Genomic DNA, 15204 nt, shown 5'->3' on the forward strand with positions numbered 1-15204 from the left:
CAAACCATATGATCATTGCTCCTTATTGTAGATTGAAATCCTCGCCGATTATGCGAGAAAAGATTCTATACAAGGTGGTCATTTCATCACACACAAAAAATACACCCTTAGAATAGACCGGACAAACCATAGGTTTATCAATGTCTATTCCAAGAGGTGTATTTCATAATATTAAAGCGGGTGATCTTAACGAAGCGTCTTGAGCGCACCGCTCCAAGCCAATACTTGATCAAGCATGCCATTTACATTGGTCAGGTGAAGATCCGCTGGTTTGAACACAGAACCGTTCTCGAAATCAGTGAACAGGGACAGGGCTGGATGTACACGAACATCTGCTACAGACAGTTCTCCCAAGATTCCACGTAAATGCTCAGCTGCACGAGCGCCACCTACAGAACCATAACTCACGATACCCGCTGCTTTGTTGTTCCAAGCTTCACGCGCGTAATCGAGTGCATTTTTCAGTGATGCGGAAATACTGTGGTTGTATTCTTGAACGATAAATACGAAACCGTCTAACGTAGCAAGCTTTGTATTCCAAGCAGTTGCTTGTTCAGTAGCATCAACTTCTCCCATTAGTGGAAGTTTGAAGTCCGCGATATCTACGATCTCATAATTAGCATCTCCACGTGCATCTGCTACCTTTTTAACCCATTCCCCTACTTGTGGGCTTAAACGACCTTGACGAGTACTTCCCAGAATGATTCCGATGTTTAATTTAGACATTGTTTGTTCCTCCTCGATTTTTGTTCTACCAAATAGTTTGTCTAGAAATCCCATGAATTACACAACCTTCAAATAAATAATATTAAGCGTGTTACGCTCTAGTTGTCTTTAAGTTAAGTATCTTTAACATGAGATAATGATACCGTGTTTAGTTTACTTTGTCAAGCAACTTAATAATAGTTAGTTTATAATTTTGTCTCACCTTTACAAATTTAGTTGTCTAGAATATAATTGTTTAAGCAACTATTAAAAAGAAGATGAAATGAGAAGAGGTCTGATCATGACGACAAAGCATAACCAATCCGAACTTACGTTAGGATTTATGATGGGAACGACCTATCGTAAATTAAGCGCGTTATTCCAAAATGGGCTAAAGGAATATGATATAACACCTGAGCAATGGTCAGTGCTTTTTCAAGTCGACAGAACGGAAGGGCTGATTCAGAAGGATATCGCGAAGCGTTCGGGTAAGGATAAACCAACTACGACGCGAATTCTGGATCACTTGGAGGGAAAAGGGCTGGTCTATAAAAGAACCGGGGAGAATGATCGGCGTTCTTTTAAGGTTTATATTACGGAAAAAGGAAGAGCTCTGATAAAGGAGACCTTTCCTATTGAGGATCAAGTCACAGATGAGATTATGAACTGTATTTCCAGTGATGAATATGAGCTGCTCATGGGGTTGCTGCTAAGAATAAACAATCATATTGATCAAATAAATGATGGAGAGTAGGAACGTAAGTTATGCCAGAACAACAAGAACTACGTACGAAACTATGGACCAAGTCTTTTATTGCTTTAACGTTTAGTGCTTTATTTTTATTTATGAATTTACAGATGCTGCTATCTTCATTTCCGTCTTATGTTAAAAGTGAATTTCAAGCCGGAGATATTATGGTCAGCTTGGTTACAAGTGTATTTGCGCTAACTGCGATTGCTTCACGTTTTATGACTGCTTTTCTGATGCGGAGGGTTAGCCGCAATGTACTATTATATATTGGTTTAGCCATCGCGGCCGCCATAACCGGTCTTTATGTGGTAGCAGACTCAATCGGGTCACTATTGCTGATGCGGGTAGGCTATGGGATTGGGTTCGGGATTGCCAGCACGATTATTCCCACGATTGTTTCACAGATTATTCCTAGCAAAAGAATGGGCGAAGGGATCGGGTATTTCGGCTTATCAACCAGTCTTGCAATGTCCATTGGTCCTATGATTGGTTTGAACGTAATGAAGCAATCGGGGTTTGGAACACTGGCGATGATCGGAACATTCACCTTGCTCCTTGCCTTTCCAGTCCTATTGTTCTCACGTTCGCTTCCAGCTGTACCGAAAAAACAGCCTATCGAGCAATCCATTACACCATCCAAACCACTCAAGGTTCCTTTTAATACAAAGTTAGTATTGCCTGCAATACTGAATGTCTTACTCGCGATCACTTATGGTGGATTGCTTAGCTTTATCGCTTTGTTCGGCGAAGCGGTACATTTAGAGCAAGTGGGTTTGTTCTTTTTATTTAACGCGATAACAATCATTATTATTAGACCTATCTCCGGCAGATTATTTGATAAAAGAGGTCCGGCTGCTGTTCTGATTCCAGCAGCGGTTTGTGTCGTCGCGAGCTTAACAGTGCTCTCGTATACAACATCCATGCCCATGCTCATTATATCCGCATTGCTCTATGGACTCGGCTTTGGAGCTATTCAGCCAACTATACAGGCATGGATGCTTCGGACGTCTACACCTGTACAGTATGGCATGGCGAACAGTATGTTTTATAACTCAACAGATTTAGGGGTAGCCAGTGGGGCCATTATTCTTGGGGCAATCTCGGCGGCATCCGATTATGGGATGATGTATCGTTATTCTGCTGGGTTCATGGTGCTGTTTTTAATTATTTATATTGGGATTCAGATTACTAAGGCCAGAAATAACCCTTCAGCGTTAAGTCAATAAGGGATGATTTCAGATTAAGCTAATCTTTAGGTACTATTCATATCGTTTTAAGCTAAGGGGGTTATAGTAATCACATAACCCCCTTAAATATAGACCTTGACCCTGCCGGACGTTGGCAGGGTCCTTTTTTTGTTGATGAAGAGGACAGAGATCTGTAGATTAAGCCAATCTTTATCTACTATTCATATTCTTTTAAGCTAAGAGGGTTATAGTAATCACATAACCCCCTTATAATATAGACCTTGACCCTGCCATACGTTGGCAGGGTCCTTTTTTTTATGTTCTTGCACCATCCCGAAAACATAGGTAGTATACAGATTTTATCCACTAAGGACGGTATAATGAAGAAATCAGGGATGGCCAAAGAAGTAGAGGAGAGGTTCACAAATGAATATGACATGGAATCTGGATAGCTTATATCCTTCCTTTGAGTCAGAGAAGTTAAAAGGCGATCGTGAGCTACTCGGTCAACTTATTATAGATTTAAAAGCCTGGGCTGAGGGCAATCTAAAGCTTGAGGGTGTTTCCGTCGCAGCGATCGAGGACTTTCTAAGGCTCTACAACGATTATAAAAGCGTATATGTATGTTTATTAGCCTATGCAGAGTTAACGCTTAGCGCAGACAGCAGTTCTGAGGAAGCCATGAATCTTGCTGATGATATTGAACATTTGAGCTCAGAGATTGCTGGGGTAGTTGCGGGTTTTAAACGATGGATTAGCACTTGTGAACACATAGATGAGCTTATCGTTAGCTCAACTTATCTTCTGAAACATCAATTTTATTTAAAGGAGCTTCTTCTGCAATCCCGTTATGTGTTAAATGAGGAAGTGGAAGTTGCGATTGCCAGAATGCAGAGCACGGGTTCCAAAGCGTGGGGAAGGCTCTACATGGAGAGCGTATCGAGTACACTTGCAGATGTGGTAGTACATGGGGAAACTAAGAAAGTAACGCTTGCGGAACTAAGGAGTATGGCCTATGAGAATAACGCTACATTAAGAAAAGCGGCTTATGAAGCCGAGGCTGAAGCTTGCAGTCGTATTGCTGGGGTTTGTGCAGCTTGCATGAATGGAATAAGTGGTGAGGCGCTAACGATTTATGGCATGCGTGGATATCAATCTTCTCTGGAAAAGGTGTTAGTGGCATCGCGAATGGACAGTGAAACTTTATCGGCAATGCTCGCCGCTCTTCAGGAGAGTTTGCCAGCTTTTCATACCTATTATCAAAAGAAAGCCAAACTGCTGGGACATTCCACAAAGCTGCCTTTTTACGATATTTTTGCACCGATTGGCGAAGAAAGTGTAAAAATCTCTTACGAAGATGCTCAAAAAACAATTGTCTCTAGCTTCGGAACCTTTAGCGAGGAATTGGCCAATTTAGCTCAAAAGGCTTTTGATCAGCAATGGATTGATGCAGAACCTAGAGCGGGTAAGGGTGGATATGGGCTCTGCATTGATATTTTTCCGATAGGCGAGAGCAGAATCATGACACAGTTCACTGGAAATGCTATAGATATTAGTATACTTGCCCATGAGCTCGGCCATGCATATCATAGCTCCTGTCTGGGAAAAGAAACGATGCTGAACACAGATTATCCGATACCGATTGCCGAAACGGCTTCGATCTTTTGCGAGACGATCGTAAATCAGGCACTACTCACTAGTTCGACCAAGAAGGAAACGCAGCTTCTATTGGAGAGAAGTATTTCCGATGCTGGGTATTATCTTGTAGACTTCTATGCCCGTTATTTATTTGAGCTTAAACTATATGAGAGAAGAACCTCGGGTCCGCTTCCTGTTCAAGAGCTGAACGAACTGATGATTGCTTGTATGGTGGAAGCTTACGGTGAGAGCATTGATCCTGATACGATCCATCCTTACATGTGGATGAACAAGGCCGGATATTTTATGGCTGGTTATGAATTTATGAACTTCCCGTATTCTTTCGGACTGTTATTCGCTAAAGGACTCTACGCAGAATATTTAAAAAAGGGCGAGGAGTTTGTCGCCCGGTATCGTCAGTTCCTTAGTGCTACCAGCAAGCATAATATTGCAGATGTAGCAAAGTTTATGGATATTGATGTACACTCCATTGATTTTTGGAGAGGTGCTTTAATGCTGATTGAAACCGATATTGAGGCATTCATCAGTACGACCTAAACAACTCTCCAGTTGTGATCACAGGTAGCTTCAATTTGGCCGCGTTTTTCAATGTAATTCGTGACAATTTCAGACATGTCGATCAGTACTTCTTTGATAATCGGCTTGCCCTTATACATCTCATAATCTCCACCGCCGCTTGCTCTATAGTTGTTCATAACAACATCATATTCCTTAGAGTCCTCCACAGGCTGCCCACGATGCAGCAGATGGAGGACTCTTTTGCCTACAGGTTTATTGACATGAAGCTCGTAGTGGATGCCTTCCCACATATCATAATTGTAATGTTGCGATTTAGGTTCTACATAAGCAGGGTTAACAATTACATTTCCCTCTAGATCCTTTTGAAAATAGTTGGCGGTTTGTTCCAGTGCCTCTTTTATATCTTGTCCGGTCAGTCTTAGCACAGCTAGCGTGTTTGGATAAATGAAGTTGGAAAGAATATCTCTCCGGGTAATGGTGTTACTGAAGCCCTTGCAATCGTTGCTGAGTAAAGCTGCTGTCGAGATCTCTACACCTGTAGCTTCCATTTGTACCTTATTCATAAATTCTATAAAGGGATGGTCAGCCAATCGGCATTCATCTGCACTAGAAATAGAAAGGTCACCGATAACTGTACCTATTCTCTCATCCAACCAGGCTTCTGTTTCTGATTCAAGCGTACTGCTAAGCTCTAGAATTGTATCATCTACAGCGGTCTTGTCGTCTACAGCAAGGAGTTCGGCTTGTTTACTCTTAATCTTCCAACGTTCGTTTTCTTTTTGAAAGACTACTGAAATCTTACCGAGGGAATGTCCATTACAACCAGGCTGTATGATCGTCACACCATTTAGCTCACTAGCTATGAAGCGATGCTGATGTCCGGTAATTAATACATCTAAGCCTTCAACCTCTGTGCACATTGCATAGGCTTGATTCTCTCCAGTTAGTCTCTCTACAGGTTCACCACTAAGGAGGTCGCGCTCGAACCCGCCATGATAAGCTACAACGAGTAAATCGGGCTGTTCTTCTTCTCTAATAGTGGCACACCAAAGCTTTACAGTCTCTAACGAATCCTTGAATTGAAGTCCTTCTATATGGACAGGATTCTCCCAGTGGGGAATGTAATGTGTGGTAACTCCTAGAATGGCTACTTTGATTTTTTTGTCTACCCATTTGATGATATAGGGTCTACCAAATGCAGGTTTACATGTCGCGCGATCTATAATTCCAGCAGATAACCAAGGGAATTTGGAATCCTGAATGGCTTTATTAAGCAGTGGCTTACCAAAATTAAATTCATGGTTGCCAATAATTGCAGCGTCATATTTCAATTCATTCAATGCAGCTATGCCTGGATTTAGTTCGTCACTGTACTGTGTGGCTGCATAATAAGCTAGCGGTGTACCTTGAATAAGATCACCGTTATCGAGAAGTATTAGCTCTGGACAATGGGATCTTTCTTGTTTAATAAGGCTAGCAATGGTTGCTAAGCCTTTTTGTTGTTTCTCACCCGTGCGGTAATCAATGGGCCCTAAATGCCCATGTAGATCACTTGTTATGAGGATTTCGCAGGTTAAGGTGTTGTCTTTATTCATGGGTAGCCTCCTACGGATAATAAGTTCAGACCTCATTCTATCAGATAATTTGGAAATTTTAAGAGATTAAAATAAATTTTACATATATTTAATAGTTAGAGGCCTTAGATTTAATACAAAATATTTATAGTCTAGAAGTACTAAAAAAAAGAGAACAGTGGAGGTCTTTCGTTTGAGAAAAATAAGTAAATTCGTATTGCCGCTAATGATGTCTATTACTTTGCTTAGTGGTTGTGGTGCTAATAACACTGCTAATACTGCAAACCAAGGATCGACGGATGGAGCAAATGCACCGAAGGAAACGGCAGCTCCTGTAGCAGAGGGTTATGTTCCAGAGAAGCTCACAGTACAATTTGTCCCTTCCCAAAATGCGGATACGCTCGAAGCTAAGGCGAAACCTCTTGAAAAATTACTGGGTGATAAACTCGGTATTCCTGTAGAAGTAAGTGTCTCTACTGATTACAACACTGTTATCGAAGCTATGGCTTCCAAAAAAGTAGATTTAGGTTTCCTTCCTCCAACAGCTTACGTATTGGCAAAAGAAAAAGGAGCTGCTGAAGTTATTCTTCAAGCTCAACGTTTTGGTGTAAATGATGAAACGGGTGCTCCGACAGATGAATTGGCTGACTTCTATAAATCTATGATTATTGTTAAGAAAGATTCTGCGATCCAATCCGTTGCCGATTTGAAAGGCAAAAAAATCGCTTATCAAAACGTTACATCCTCAGCAGGTTTTGTATGGCCGGCTGCAACACTAATGGATGCAGGACTTGATCCGTTGAAGGATGTACAAGCTATCACGGTTAAGGGACATGACCAAGGCGTACTTGCTGTACTGAACGGTGATGTAGATGCCGCAGCTATTTTCCAGGATGCTCGTAATATAGTCGTTAAGGATTATCCGAAAGTATTTGAAGATACTCGTGTTCTCGCTTTTACTGATAAAATCCCTAACGACACGATTTCGGTCCGTTCAGATATGAATAAGGAATGGATTGAGAAGATTCAGCAGGCGTTTATTGATATCGCTGCTGACAAAGAAGGACATGAGATTATCAAAGATATTTACTCGCATGAAGGTTATGTGAAGTCACAAGATAGCAACTTTGACATTGTTCGTGAATACAACAATAAAGTAAAAACAGAGTAGTTCAGGCCGTTCAAGGATACAACGATGTTGGTGTATAACAGGAACTAAGGATAGCCAGCTCCGGATTCCCCCCCGGACCTGGCTATCTCTTTTATACGAATATACGAAAACACAAAAAGGAATGATTTTCATGATAGAGCTTCGTAATGTGTCCAAGACGTATCTAAACGGAACCAAAGGCTTAAACAACATTAACCTGACTATTCCAGCTGGAGAATTTGTAGCTATTGTTGGTCTTTCGGGTGCGGGAAAGTCAACCCTGCTACGTTCCATTAACCGGCTTCATGATATTTCAGAAGGCGATATTCTTATAAATGGGAAATCCATCACGAAGGCAAAGGGAAGCCAGCTCCGAATGATCCGTAGAAATATCGGAATGATCTTCCAAAGCTTCAACTTGGTGAAACGTACGACTGTGCTTCGTAATGTATTGGCAGGGCGGGTCGGCTATCATTCCACAATACGGACGATAATTGGCAAATTCCCACAGAAGGATATTGATTTAGCCTTCGAGTCTCTTGATCGAGTCAATATTGCTGAGAAGGCCTACACACGTGCAGATCAACTATCTGGAGGTCAGCAGCAGCGCGTGGCTATTGCTCGTGTTCTTGCGCAGGAGGCGCAAATTATCCTTGCAGATGAACCTGTCGCTTCACTGGATCCACTGACGACCAAGCAGGTTATGGATGATTTGAAAAAGATTAATATGGAGCTTGGGATTACGACCATCGTGAATTTGCATTTTATCGACCTCGCTAGAGAATATGCCACCCGGATTATTGGGCTCCGGGCAGGAGAAGTGGTCTTCGATGGTTCTGTATCCGAGGCCACCGATGAGAAATTTGCTGAGATTTACGGCAGACCGATTCATCAGGATGAGTTGTTAGGTGAGCCTGTAAGCGGAGGCATGTGATATGAGTGTGAATGCAGAGAAGCTACATCCCAAACCACCAAGGAAGATAAAGCATTATTTTACAGCCATTATATTAGTAGTATTACTGTGGAGAAGTGCGGTCTTGACCGATTCATCCATTGGAGAGCTGATCTCCGGTCTGCCAAATATGCTGGATCTGCTTAAGGAAATGTTCCCTCCAAACTGGGGGTATTTTGACAATATTATAGATGCGATGCTGGAGACGATCCGGATGGCATTGGTCGGTACAACGTTTGGTGCCATTCTGGCGGTTCCCATTGCCTTGCTGTGTGCAAGCAATATTACGCAAAGCCGATGGCTTCATTATCCGGTACGTATGCTGCTGAATTTGATCCGCACAATTCCCGATCTACTGCTGGCTTCTATTTTTGTCGCCATTTTTGGCCTCGGTGCGCTTCCGGGAATATTTGCTTTGACGGTATTTTCGCTAGGGCTGATCGCCAAGCTTACCTATGAATCGTTGGAGACGATTGAACAGGGACCTTTGGAAGCAATGACTTCAGTCGGAGCGAATAAGACGCAACGAATTATGTTCGGCGTCATTCCGCAGGTACAGGCTCATTTCATGTCTTATGTGTTGTATGCCTTTGAGATTAATGTCCGTGCTGCAGCAGTTTTAGGTTTGGTAGGCGCGGGTGGAATCGGCCATTACTATGAAGTGACATTAGGCTTTTTAGAATACGATAAGACTTGCACCATCATCTTGTTCACATTAGCAGTAGTCTTGATTATTGATTATGTAAGCACTAAGCTGCGGGAGAAATTAATATGAGTAAATCATGGAATACCCTAGTACCCAAACCTCGTAAAAATCGTTTCCGATGGCTGATTTATGTAGCATTAGCGGCAGTGTACATCTGGGCTTTTTCGGGAGTGCCGTTTAATGGATTTAAAGAAACCGCTGGGATCATTACTAAGGCCATCTTTGCCGGGATATTCTCTCCTGACTGGGCCTTCGTTTATTTACCAGATGGGGAGGATCTGCTTCGAGGATTACTTGAGACGTTAGCTATTTCAATTTTAGGGACTTTTATCTCGACCTTCATATGTATCCCCTTTGCTTTTTGGGCTGCGGTCAACATGAGCAAGGGAAAGGCGATTTCGGGTTCCGGCAAGCTAATATTAAGCTTTATACGGACATTCCCTGAGATCATTATGGCTTTGCTGTTCATCAAGGCTGTTGGGCCGGGTTCATTTGCGGGTGTACTGGCACTAGGACTGCATTCCGTCGGCATGCTCGGCAAATTGTTCGCGGATGAGATTGAGAATATTGATAACGGTCCACTCGAAGCCTTAATCTCTTCTGGTGCCAGCCGCATGCAGGTGTTATGGTTTGCTGTTGTGCCGCAGGTATTGCCAGGCTTTTTATCCTACACTTTATACAGATTCGAAATTAACGTTCGCTCAGCTACGATTCTGGGTGTGATTGGAGCAGGCGGAATTGGCACACCGTTAATCTTCGCACTCAGTTCACGGAATTGGGACCGTGTCGGAATTATCCTGCTAGGTATCATTGCGATGATTACGATTATTGATCTGATTTCCGGCATGATTCGGAAGAAGCTAGTGTAACAGAATCGCATAATTACATGTTAGACAAAGACCTCCTTAGGGTATGAATCGAGCCTATGGGGGTCTTTTTATGATTAGCGTACTATTCGGAAAAGCTATATAGAAGTAATAATACTTTTTGTGTTAACATATGTTGGTCTATCCGAACTTGTACCAAAGGAGTTGAAGGCTTGGAATCTGCGCTTATTGGGAGCTTTGTATCGGCAATGGCTACGGTGCTTGGAGCGTTTCCGATCCTGTTCGTGAAGAGGTTATCTGAGAAATGGAAGGACGTTCTCGTGGCTTTTACTGCAGGTATAATGGTATCGGCTTCTACATTTGGACTTATGCCGCAAGCGATTAAAGAATCGGGGATTATCGCATTAACCTTGGGCCTGATTACAGGAGTTCTACTGCTTGATTTAATTGAAAAGAACATCCCGCATATCGACGTGGAGAATAAACCCGGATATACCAATATGGATTCCAAGGCGCTGCTCGTTTTGATTGCGTTGTTCATTCACAATATACCAGAAGGTCTTAGTACGGGATTCAGTTATGCCAGTGAGCAGGCGAGTCTGGGTCCCACCGTGGCCATAGCGATTGGTGCACAAAATATGCCTGAAGGATTGATTCTCGCAGTCTTTCTGATGAACTCTAGAACAACTAAGTTAAAAGCATTGGGAATCGTTACGCTTACCGGACTTATGGAAATGGTATCTGCGGTTATTGGGTATTTTACGGCGAGTTACCTACAGAATGTAGTGGGCTATGGTCTTGCTTTTGCCGCCGGGGCTATGCTATTCATCGTCTACAAGGAACTTATTCCAGAGAGTCATGGTCATGGTTACGAACGGCCTTCGACGTATTCGTTTATCTTTGGATTGTTGATTATGGTGTATATTACGCAGATATTTGGGTGAGTAGGGTAGAAGGGATTCTAGTGAATCCTGTCGAACAAGAGTAGTTATGATGACAACACATAAACTTGAAAAGCTACCTTTTTACACCTTACTTATTTTTATCGTTGCTGGATCTATTGGAGCGGGGTATTTTTATACCCGTTCCTTTTTGGCGTTGACTGCTGTGCTCTATGGAGTAACGGCCCTGTATATTTTTAATGCTAGAAAGCTTACGCTTCTACCGATCCATGGCTTCTTACTTGCATTCATTCTGTTATATTGGCTTGCAGTAGGAAGTGCTGTTGATCAAGAACAGGCTGTGCTGGAAGCGATCAAGGTCTCCTTACTCTTGCCCGTATCCTTATTATTCTCAAGTCTCTCTGGGAAAAGGCGTGATCAGATCTGGGTGACTTGGGTCTGGAGTGGCGCAGGATTAACTCTTTGGGGGCTGGTCTTTGGTTTATTTCGGGAGGGACGGCTGGAATCGACGCTGGGATATGCGAATGTTTTTGCTGTGATTGTTGCGGCGGGAATGGCAGCAGGCTGGCGTGCTTTTATGCGCTCAAATCAAAAAAAGTATGTTGTGCTGTGTTTAATACAGCTATGTGGATTATTATTGTCGGGCTCTAGAGCGGTACTGATCCTGGTTGTGATGGGGGCCATCCCCTTTGTATGCATAAATAGGAAGAACAAACCTACAGCGCTGTTAGGTGGTGGAGCGCTAATCGTTCTAATCCTGGTGATTGTTGCGGGAATGATCATGAACAGCGGTGGAAGCGTCCGAGAAATGACTTGGAATGCTTCGGAGTTTGAGTTACGCCGTATTTATTGGTCAGATGCTTTTCAGTTATGGAAAGAGCATTGGCTGGCAGGTATTGGCGGTGGCGGTTTTGCAATTTTATACCCGTCTGTGTATGTAAAATATGTACATCAACAATTTTTGCAGGTTGCATTGGATGCCGGAGTGTTCGGGGTATTGGTGTTCATCGCTATGATTGGTTCTGCGTTAAATGCGGCAATGCGTCAAGGACGAAAAGGTGTTGAGGTAATCCTAGCATTGTTACTATTCTGTGCCCATCTGGCATTCGATATTGATCTGGCATATCCTCTCGTATTCGGGTTGTTTATTATGTTGCTGACCAGTATGGAGATGGAGGGATATAAGCAGAAGGAGTTTCAACTAAAACGATTGTTATTTGTATCTTGTGCCATATTAGGAACTATCATTTCTTGCTGTTTGGTTTGGATGATTGTTGGATATACGCAACTTGTCAAGGGAGAATCGGCAATTTCCGAGGGCAACTGGAGTAAGGCAGAAAAAAACTTGCAATCCGCAGAAGAAATTCTTCCGTGGTCTCATGAGGTGCATTATCAATTCGCAGATTTTTATTCGCATCTAGCGCAATTGGAAGGGAGCAAGGCGCACCTAGAAAGGGCTATAGAAGAACTCACAATCGCCTCCTCTATGACTCCGGACAATAGAAGGTATATAGAGATGTTGAAGAAAGTGGAGAATAGTCGATAATAGCATGGTTTATATGAAAAAATACATTGTTATTTGTTAGATTCTACCTTAATATAGGGAAGTATTTCCAACACATACATATTTAAAATAGGAGGAGTTTATCTGCGGAACACCATTCGCAAAATTAGCGCTTCACTAGCAGTTCTAATGCTGCTAACCTTAACGGCCCCGGTATTGACCTATGCTGCTAGTATGCTGAAAGTGTACTATAACGCAACAACAGGTGAAATTTCCGGGGTTATTTACTCTGATCAGAAGGACATCGATTTAGTCCTGGATCAAGGAGGAGAAAAATATCAAGTACCTTCGTCGGTACTCGGCGAGGTATATCATTCCGCAAGTAACAATCTATATTGGGCTGATGTTAAAGGAACTATTGCTCCAGGTCTACAGCCAGGGAATGCGATCGTAACAGCTGGTGATGTAAGAGATTTTGCCGCAAGTGTAACGGATGATGTGTATTCTTTTGCTGATGCACCTCTTGCCCCGATTAATCACTCTTTGGGATCATGGATAAATATTGATAAAGGTTCTGCGACTGTACATATTTCTTGGGAAAAACCGAACAGTATAGGAATCTTATTTTACAATGTTTATAGCAAAGATAAGCTAATTGCAACGACTAAAGAGACATATATTGTGATTCCCGATCTACCTTATCATTCCATGCAAGAATTTAAGCTTACTTCAGTAGATATGTTGGGCCGAGAGTCTGCTTTTTCTACACCCAGTACTTTTCGTGCTCCAGGAGTCATAAATGAAGCGGAAATTCTTTTTAGTGGAAAAGCGGCTGGATATGCGCTTCAGCCTAGTGATGAGATAGCTACCTTGAAGTTATCGGGTGATTCGCAAAACGGAACAACGAAAGGTTGGAATTCTTTAAATCTTTCGTTGATTCCTGAATATTCAGGAAATCAGATTTTTCCATTTGAGGTCAATAAAGATGAAGTCAGTGCATCTGACTTTGAAATGGTCGCTGAAGACGGAGAGATAATTCCGGTAACCTATTTATTTAATATGGACAGTTATTTCTTTTTTGAATTTGCTGAAGAACTCAAAATTGACAAACGGTATACATTGAGACTCACTTCGTCAGCTTCCGGCAAGGAGATCAAGCTGCCCAATTTTAATTCTCGTAAGGTAAGTACCTTTCTACGTGTTAATGTATACAACAAGGGTGTTCATGAGTATGGATATGACTACAGTTACTCAGCAAACAATATCGTAGTAGGCGATCCATATGCTCCTGCCAAGCCTACAGAGCTAAAAGCATCTGGCGACGGTGGTTTATATGTAACATGGGATAGTAATAAGGAAGCGGATTTGGACGGATATTTGGTATGGCTTGATGGTAAGCTGCTTACAGAGAAGCCCATTCATCAAACTAGCTATAAAATTGAGGGATTAACGAATGGCACAACATATCATGTCAACGTTGCTGCTGTAGATAAAGTCGGAAATCGCTCTTTACAAGCCTACATCTTCCCAGTTCCGTTGGCTTCTGGTAACCCTAGTGGACCTAGTAATCCAGGTAGTCCTGGTGGCGGAGGCGGTGGAACTCCAACCGTAACTGATACCACCACTACAGCTCCTGTCCTAAGTGTGGTCGACAAAGCTGGAGTCACAAAGCCTCTCAACACTGTATTAAAGAGTGAGAACAACAAGGTGACAGTTTCCGTTGCAACTGACGTTAAGCAATTATTGTTACCTGTTGCAACAGAAGTAATTAATAAAGACAATGCGCTAGTCGTTACTAAAGATGATTTATCGCTAGAAATTCCAGGTTCGGTATTGGAACAGCTGAAGGGTTCCGTTTCAGCAGACCAATTGAAGAATGCGAGAATCTCAGTAGGATTCTCTCCGATAAGTGCTGAAGATATCGCCAAGATTACAGGGAAATCAGCGAATACTGTATTTACAGTAGCTGGTGTAGCCTATGACTTTACGTTGTCACTCCTTACGGCAGACGGTAAAGAGACAAAGCTTACTCAGTTTAATGCTCCAATTACCCTGAAGTTGAAAGTGAACGAAAGTAGTAACTCGAAATTGACGGGTGTCTATTACTTGAGTGAACAAGGGGAACTACAATATATTGGTGGTCAGCTGGATAATGGCTATTTAACAGTAGTTATTAATCACTTCAGCAAATATGCCGTACTGCAATATGATAAATCGTTCAGTGATGTTCCTTCTACACATTGGGCATCTCAAGCGATCAAATCTATGGTAGCACAGCAGGTGGTAACTGGAACAAGCGATACTACCTTCTCACCGAATCAGCAGGTTACACGTGCTGAATTTGCAGCTTTTATTGCTCGTAAATTGAACTTGAAAGCAACTGGAGCAAGTCGGTTTGCTGATGTAGCTTCTTCCAAGTGGTATGCGGATGAAGTAGCAGCAGTAACTGAAGCGGGAATTGTTAGTGGCCAGTCAGAGACGAAGTTTGCGCCTGAGCGTACGATTTCCCGTCAGGAAATGGTTGTGATGTTGATGAAGGCTTATGTCTACAAGAACAACACGACCTTGAATGCAGGAGAGTCTGATCGTCCGTTTGCTGATGGTTCGGATATCGCAGAGTGGGCTAAGCCTTATGCTACTGCCGCACAGAAGCTTGGATTCTTGCAAGGAAGCAACGGCAATAAGCTCGAGCCTCATAAGAATGCTACCCGTGCTGAAGCGGTACAATTGATTTCTAAACTCTAATCTAAAAAGTTTTAAAAAAAACG

The 15204-nt window shown here is 42.5% G+C and carries 12 protein-coding genes; 10 read left to right on the forward strand and 2 right to left on the reverse strand.

Annotated features, from left to right (window positions below):
- Nucleotides 1-186 precede the first annotated feature (186 nt).
- Nucleotides 187-726, reverse strand: a complete 540-nt coding sequence (locus MKX60_RS24590; protein ID WP_042124617.1) for an NADPH-dependent FMN reductase — start codon at nucleotides 724-726, stop codon at nucleotides 187-189.
- Between the two features lie 280 nt (nucleotides 727-1006).
- Here MKX60_RS24590 and MKX60_RS24595 point away from each other — a divergent pair, with 280 nt between their 5' ends.
- From MKX60_RS24595 to MKX60_RS24605, 3 genes are all read left to right on the forward strand, one after another.
- A complete protein-coding gene (locus tag MKX60_RS24595) occupies nucleotides 1007-1459 on the forward strand; it encodes a MarR family winged helix-turn-helix transcriptional regulator (RefSeq protein WP_042185346.1) in 453 nt (150 codons plus the stop codon).
- A gap of 11 nt (nucleotides 1460-1470) precedes the next feature.
- Nucleotides 1471-2682, forward strand: coding sequence for an MFS transporter (locus tag MKX60_RS24600; RefSeq protein ID WP_341061268.1), 1212 nt, complete (start codon nucleotides 1471-1473; stop codon nucleotides 2680-2682).
- 387 nt (nucleotides 2683-3069) lie between these two features.
- The gene (locus tag MKX60_RS24605) at nucleotides 3070-4839 is read left to right on the forward strand and encodes a M3 family oligoendopeptidase (RefSeq protein WP_341061270.1); all 1770 of its coding nucleotides are present in this window, start codon (nucleotides 3070-3072) and stop codon (nucleotides 4837-4839) included.
- Here MKX60_RS24605 and MKX60_RS24610 read toward each other — a convergent pair.
- On the reverse strand, nucleotides 4836-6416 hold the full coding sequence (locus MKX60_RS24610; protein ID WP_341061271.1) for a bifunctional metallophosphatase/5'-nucleotidase: 1581 nt from the start codon (nucleotides 6414-6416) through the stop codon (nucleotides 4836-4838). The genes MKX60_RS24605 and MKX60_RS24610 overlap by 4 nt on opposite strands.
- A 172-nt stretch (nucleotides 6417-6588) precedes the next feature.
- Here MKX60_RS24610 and MKX60_RS24615 point away from each other — a divergent pair, with 172 nt between their 5' ends.
- From MKX60_RS24615 to MKX60_RS24645, 7 genes are all read left to right on the forward strand, one after another.
- The gene (locus MKX60_RS24615) at nucleotides 6589-7566 is read left to right on the forward strand and encodes a phosphate/phosphite/phosphonate ABC transporter substrate-binding protein (RefSeq protein ID WP_042185354.1); all 978 of its coding nucleotides are present in this window, start codon (nucleotides 6589-6591) and stop codon (nucleotides 7564-7566) included.
- 130 nt (nucleotides 7567-7696) lie between these two features.
- The gene (phnC, locus tag MKX60_RS24620) at nucleotides 7697-8479 is read left to right on the forward strand and encodes a phosphonate ABC transporter ATP-binding protein (protein ID WP_341061273.1); all 783 of its coding nucleotides are present in this window, start codon (nucleotides 7697-7699) and stop codon (nucleotides 8477-8479) included.
- Nucleotide 8480: 1 nt separating this feature from the next.
- Complete coding sequence (phnE, locus tag MKX60_RS24625; RefSeq protein ID WP_042185358.1) at nucleotides 8481-9272, forward strand: phosphonate ABC transporter, permease protein PhnE; 792 nt, start codon at nucleotides 8481-8483, stop codon at nucleotides 9270-9272.
- The gene (phnE, locus tag MKX60_RS24630; protein WP_042185360.1) at nucleotides 9269-10072 is read left to right on the forward strand and encodes a phosphonate ABC transporter, permease protein PhnE; all 804 of its coding nucleotides are present in this window, start codon (nucleotides 9269-9271) and stop codon (nucleotides 10070-10072) included. The genes phnE (MKX60_RS24625) and phnE (MKX60_RS24630) overlap by 4 nt, the downstream gene beginning before the upstream one ends.
- Before the next feature lie 170 nt (nucleotides 10073-10242).
- A complete protein-coding gene (locus MKX60_RS24635) occupies nucleotides 10243-10974 on the forward strand; it encodes a ZIP family metal transporter (protein WP_042185362.1) in 732 nt (243 codons plus the stop codon).
- A 49-nt stretch (nucleotides 10975-11023) separates the two neighbouring features.
- On the forward strand, nucleotides 11024-12478 hold the full coding sequence (locus MKX60_RS24640; protein WP_341061274.1) for an O-antigen ligase family protein: 1455 nt from the start codon (nucleotides 11024-11026) through the stop codon (nucleotides 12476-12478).
- 147 nt (nucleotides 12479-12625) lie between these two features.
- Entirely contained in the window at nucleotides 12626-15181 is a 2556-nt protein-coding gene (locus tag MKX60_RS24645) for an S-layer homology domain-containing protein (RefSeq protein WP_076283976.1), read from the forward strand.
- Nucleotides 15182-15204 lie beyond the last annotated feature (23 nt).

The organism is Paenibacillus sp. FSL R5-0914 (assembly GCF_038004525.1).
Taxonomy (GTDB): Bacteria; Bacillota; Bacilli; order Paenibacillales; family Paenibacillaceae; genus Paenibacillus_AQ.

Bases quoted from the DNA above. Each gene is read 5' to 3' on its own strand.
- MKX60_RS24610 (WP_341061271.1), bottom strand. From the start codon at position 6,416: ATGAATAAAGACAACACCTTAACCTGCGAAATCCTCATAACAAGTGAT.
- phnE (WP_042185360.1), top strand. From the start codon at position 9,269: ATGAGTAAATCATGGAATACCCTAGTACCCAAACCTCGTAAAAATCGT.
- MKX60_RS24605 (WP_341061270.1), top strand. From the start codon at position 3,070: ATGAATATGACATGGAATCTGGATAGCTTATATCCTTCCTTTGAGTCA.
- MKX60_RS24640 (WP_341061274.1), top strand. From the start codon at position 11,024: ATGACAACACATAAACTTGAAAAGCTACCTTTTTACACCTTACTTATT.
- MKX60_RS24600 (WP_341061268.1), top strand. From the start codon at position 1,471: ATGCCAGAACAACAAGAACTACGTACGAAACTATGGACCAAGTCTTTT.
- phnE (WP_042185358.1), top strand. From the start codon at position 8,481: ATGAGTGTGAATGCAGAGAAGCTACATCCCAAACCACCAAGGAAGATA.
- MKX60_RS24645 (WP_076283976.1), top strand. From the start codon at position 12,626: ATGCTGCTAACCTTAACGGCCCCGGTATTGACCTATGCTGCTAGTATG.
- MKX60_RS24590 (WP_042124617.1), bottom strand. From the start codon at position 726: ATGTCTAAATTAAACATCGGAATCATTCTGGGAAGTACTCGTCAAGGT.
- MKX60_RS24595 (WP_042185346.1), top strand. From the start codon at position 1,007: ATGACGACAAAGCATAACCAATCCGAACTTACGTTAGGATTTATGATG.
- phnC (WP_341061273.1), top strand. From the start codon at position 7,697: ATGATAGAGCTTCGTAATGTGTCCAAGACGTATCTAAACGGAACCAAA.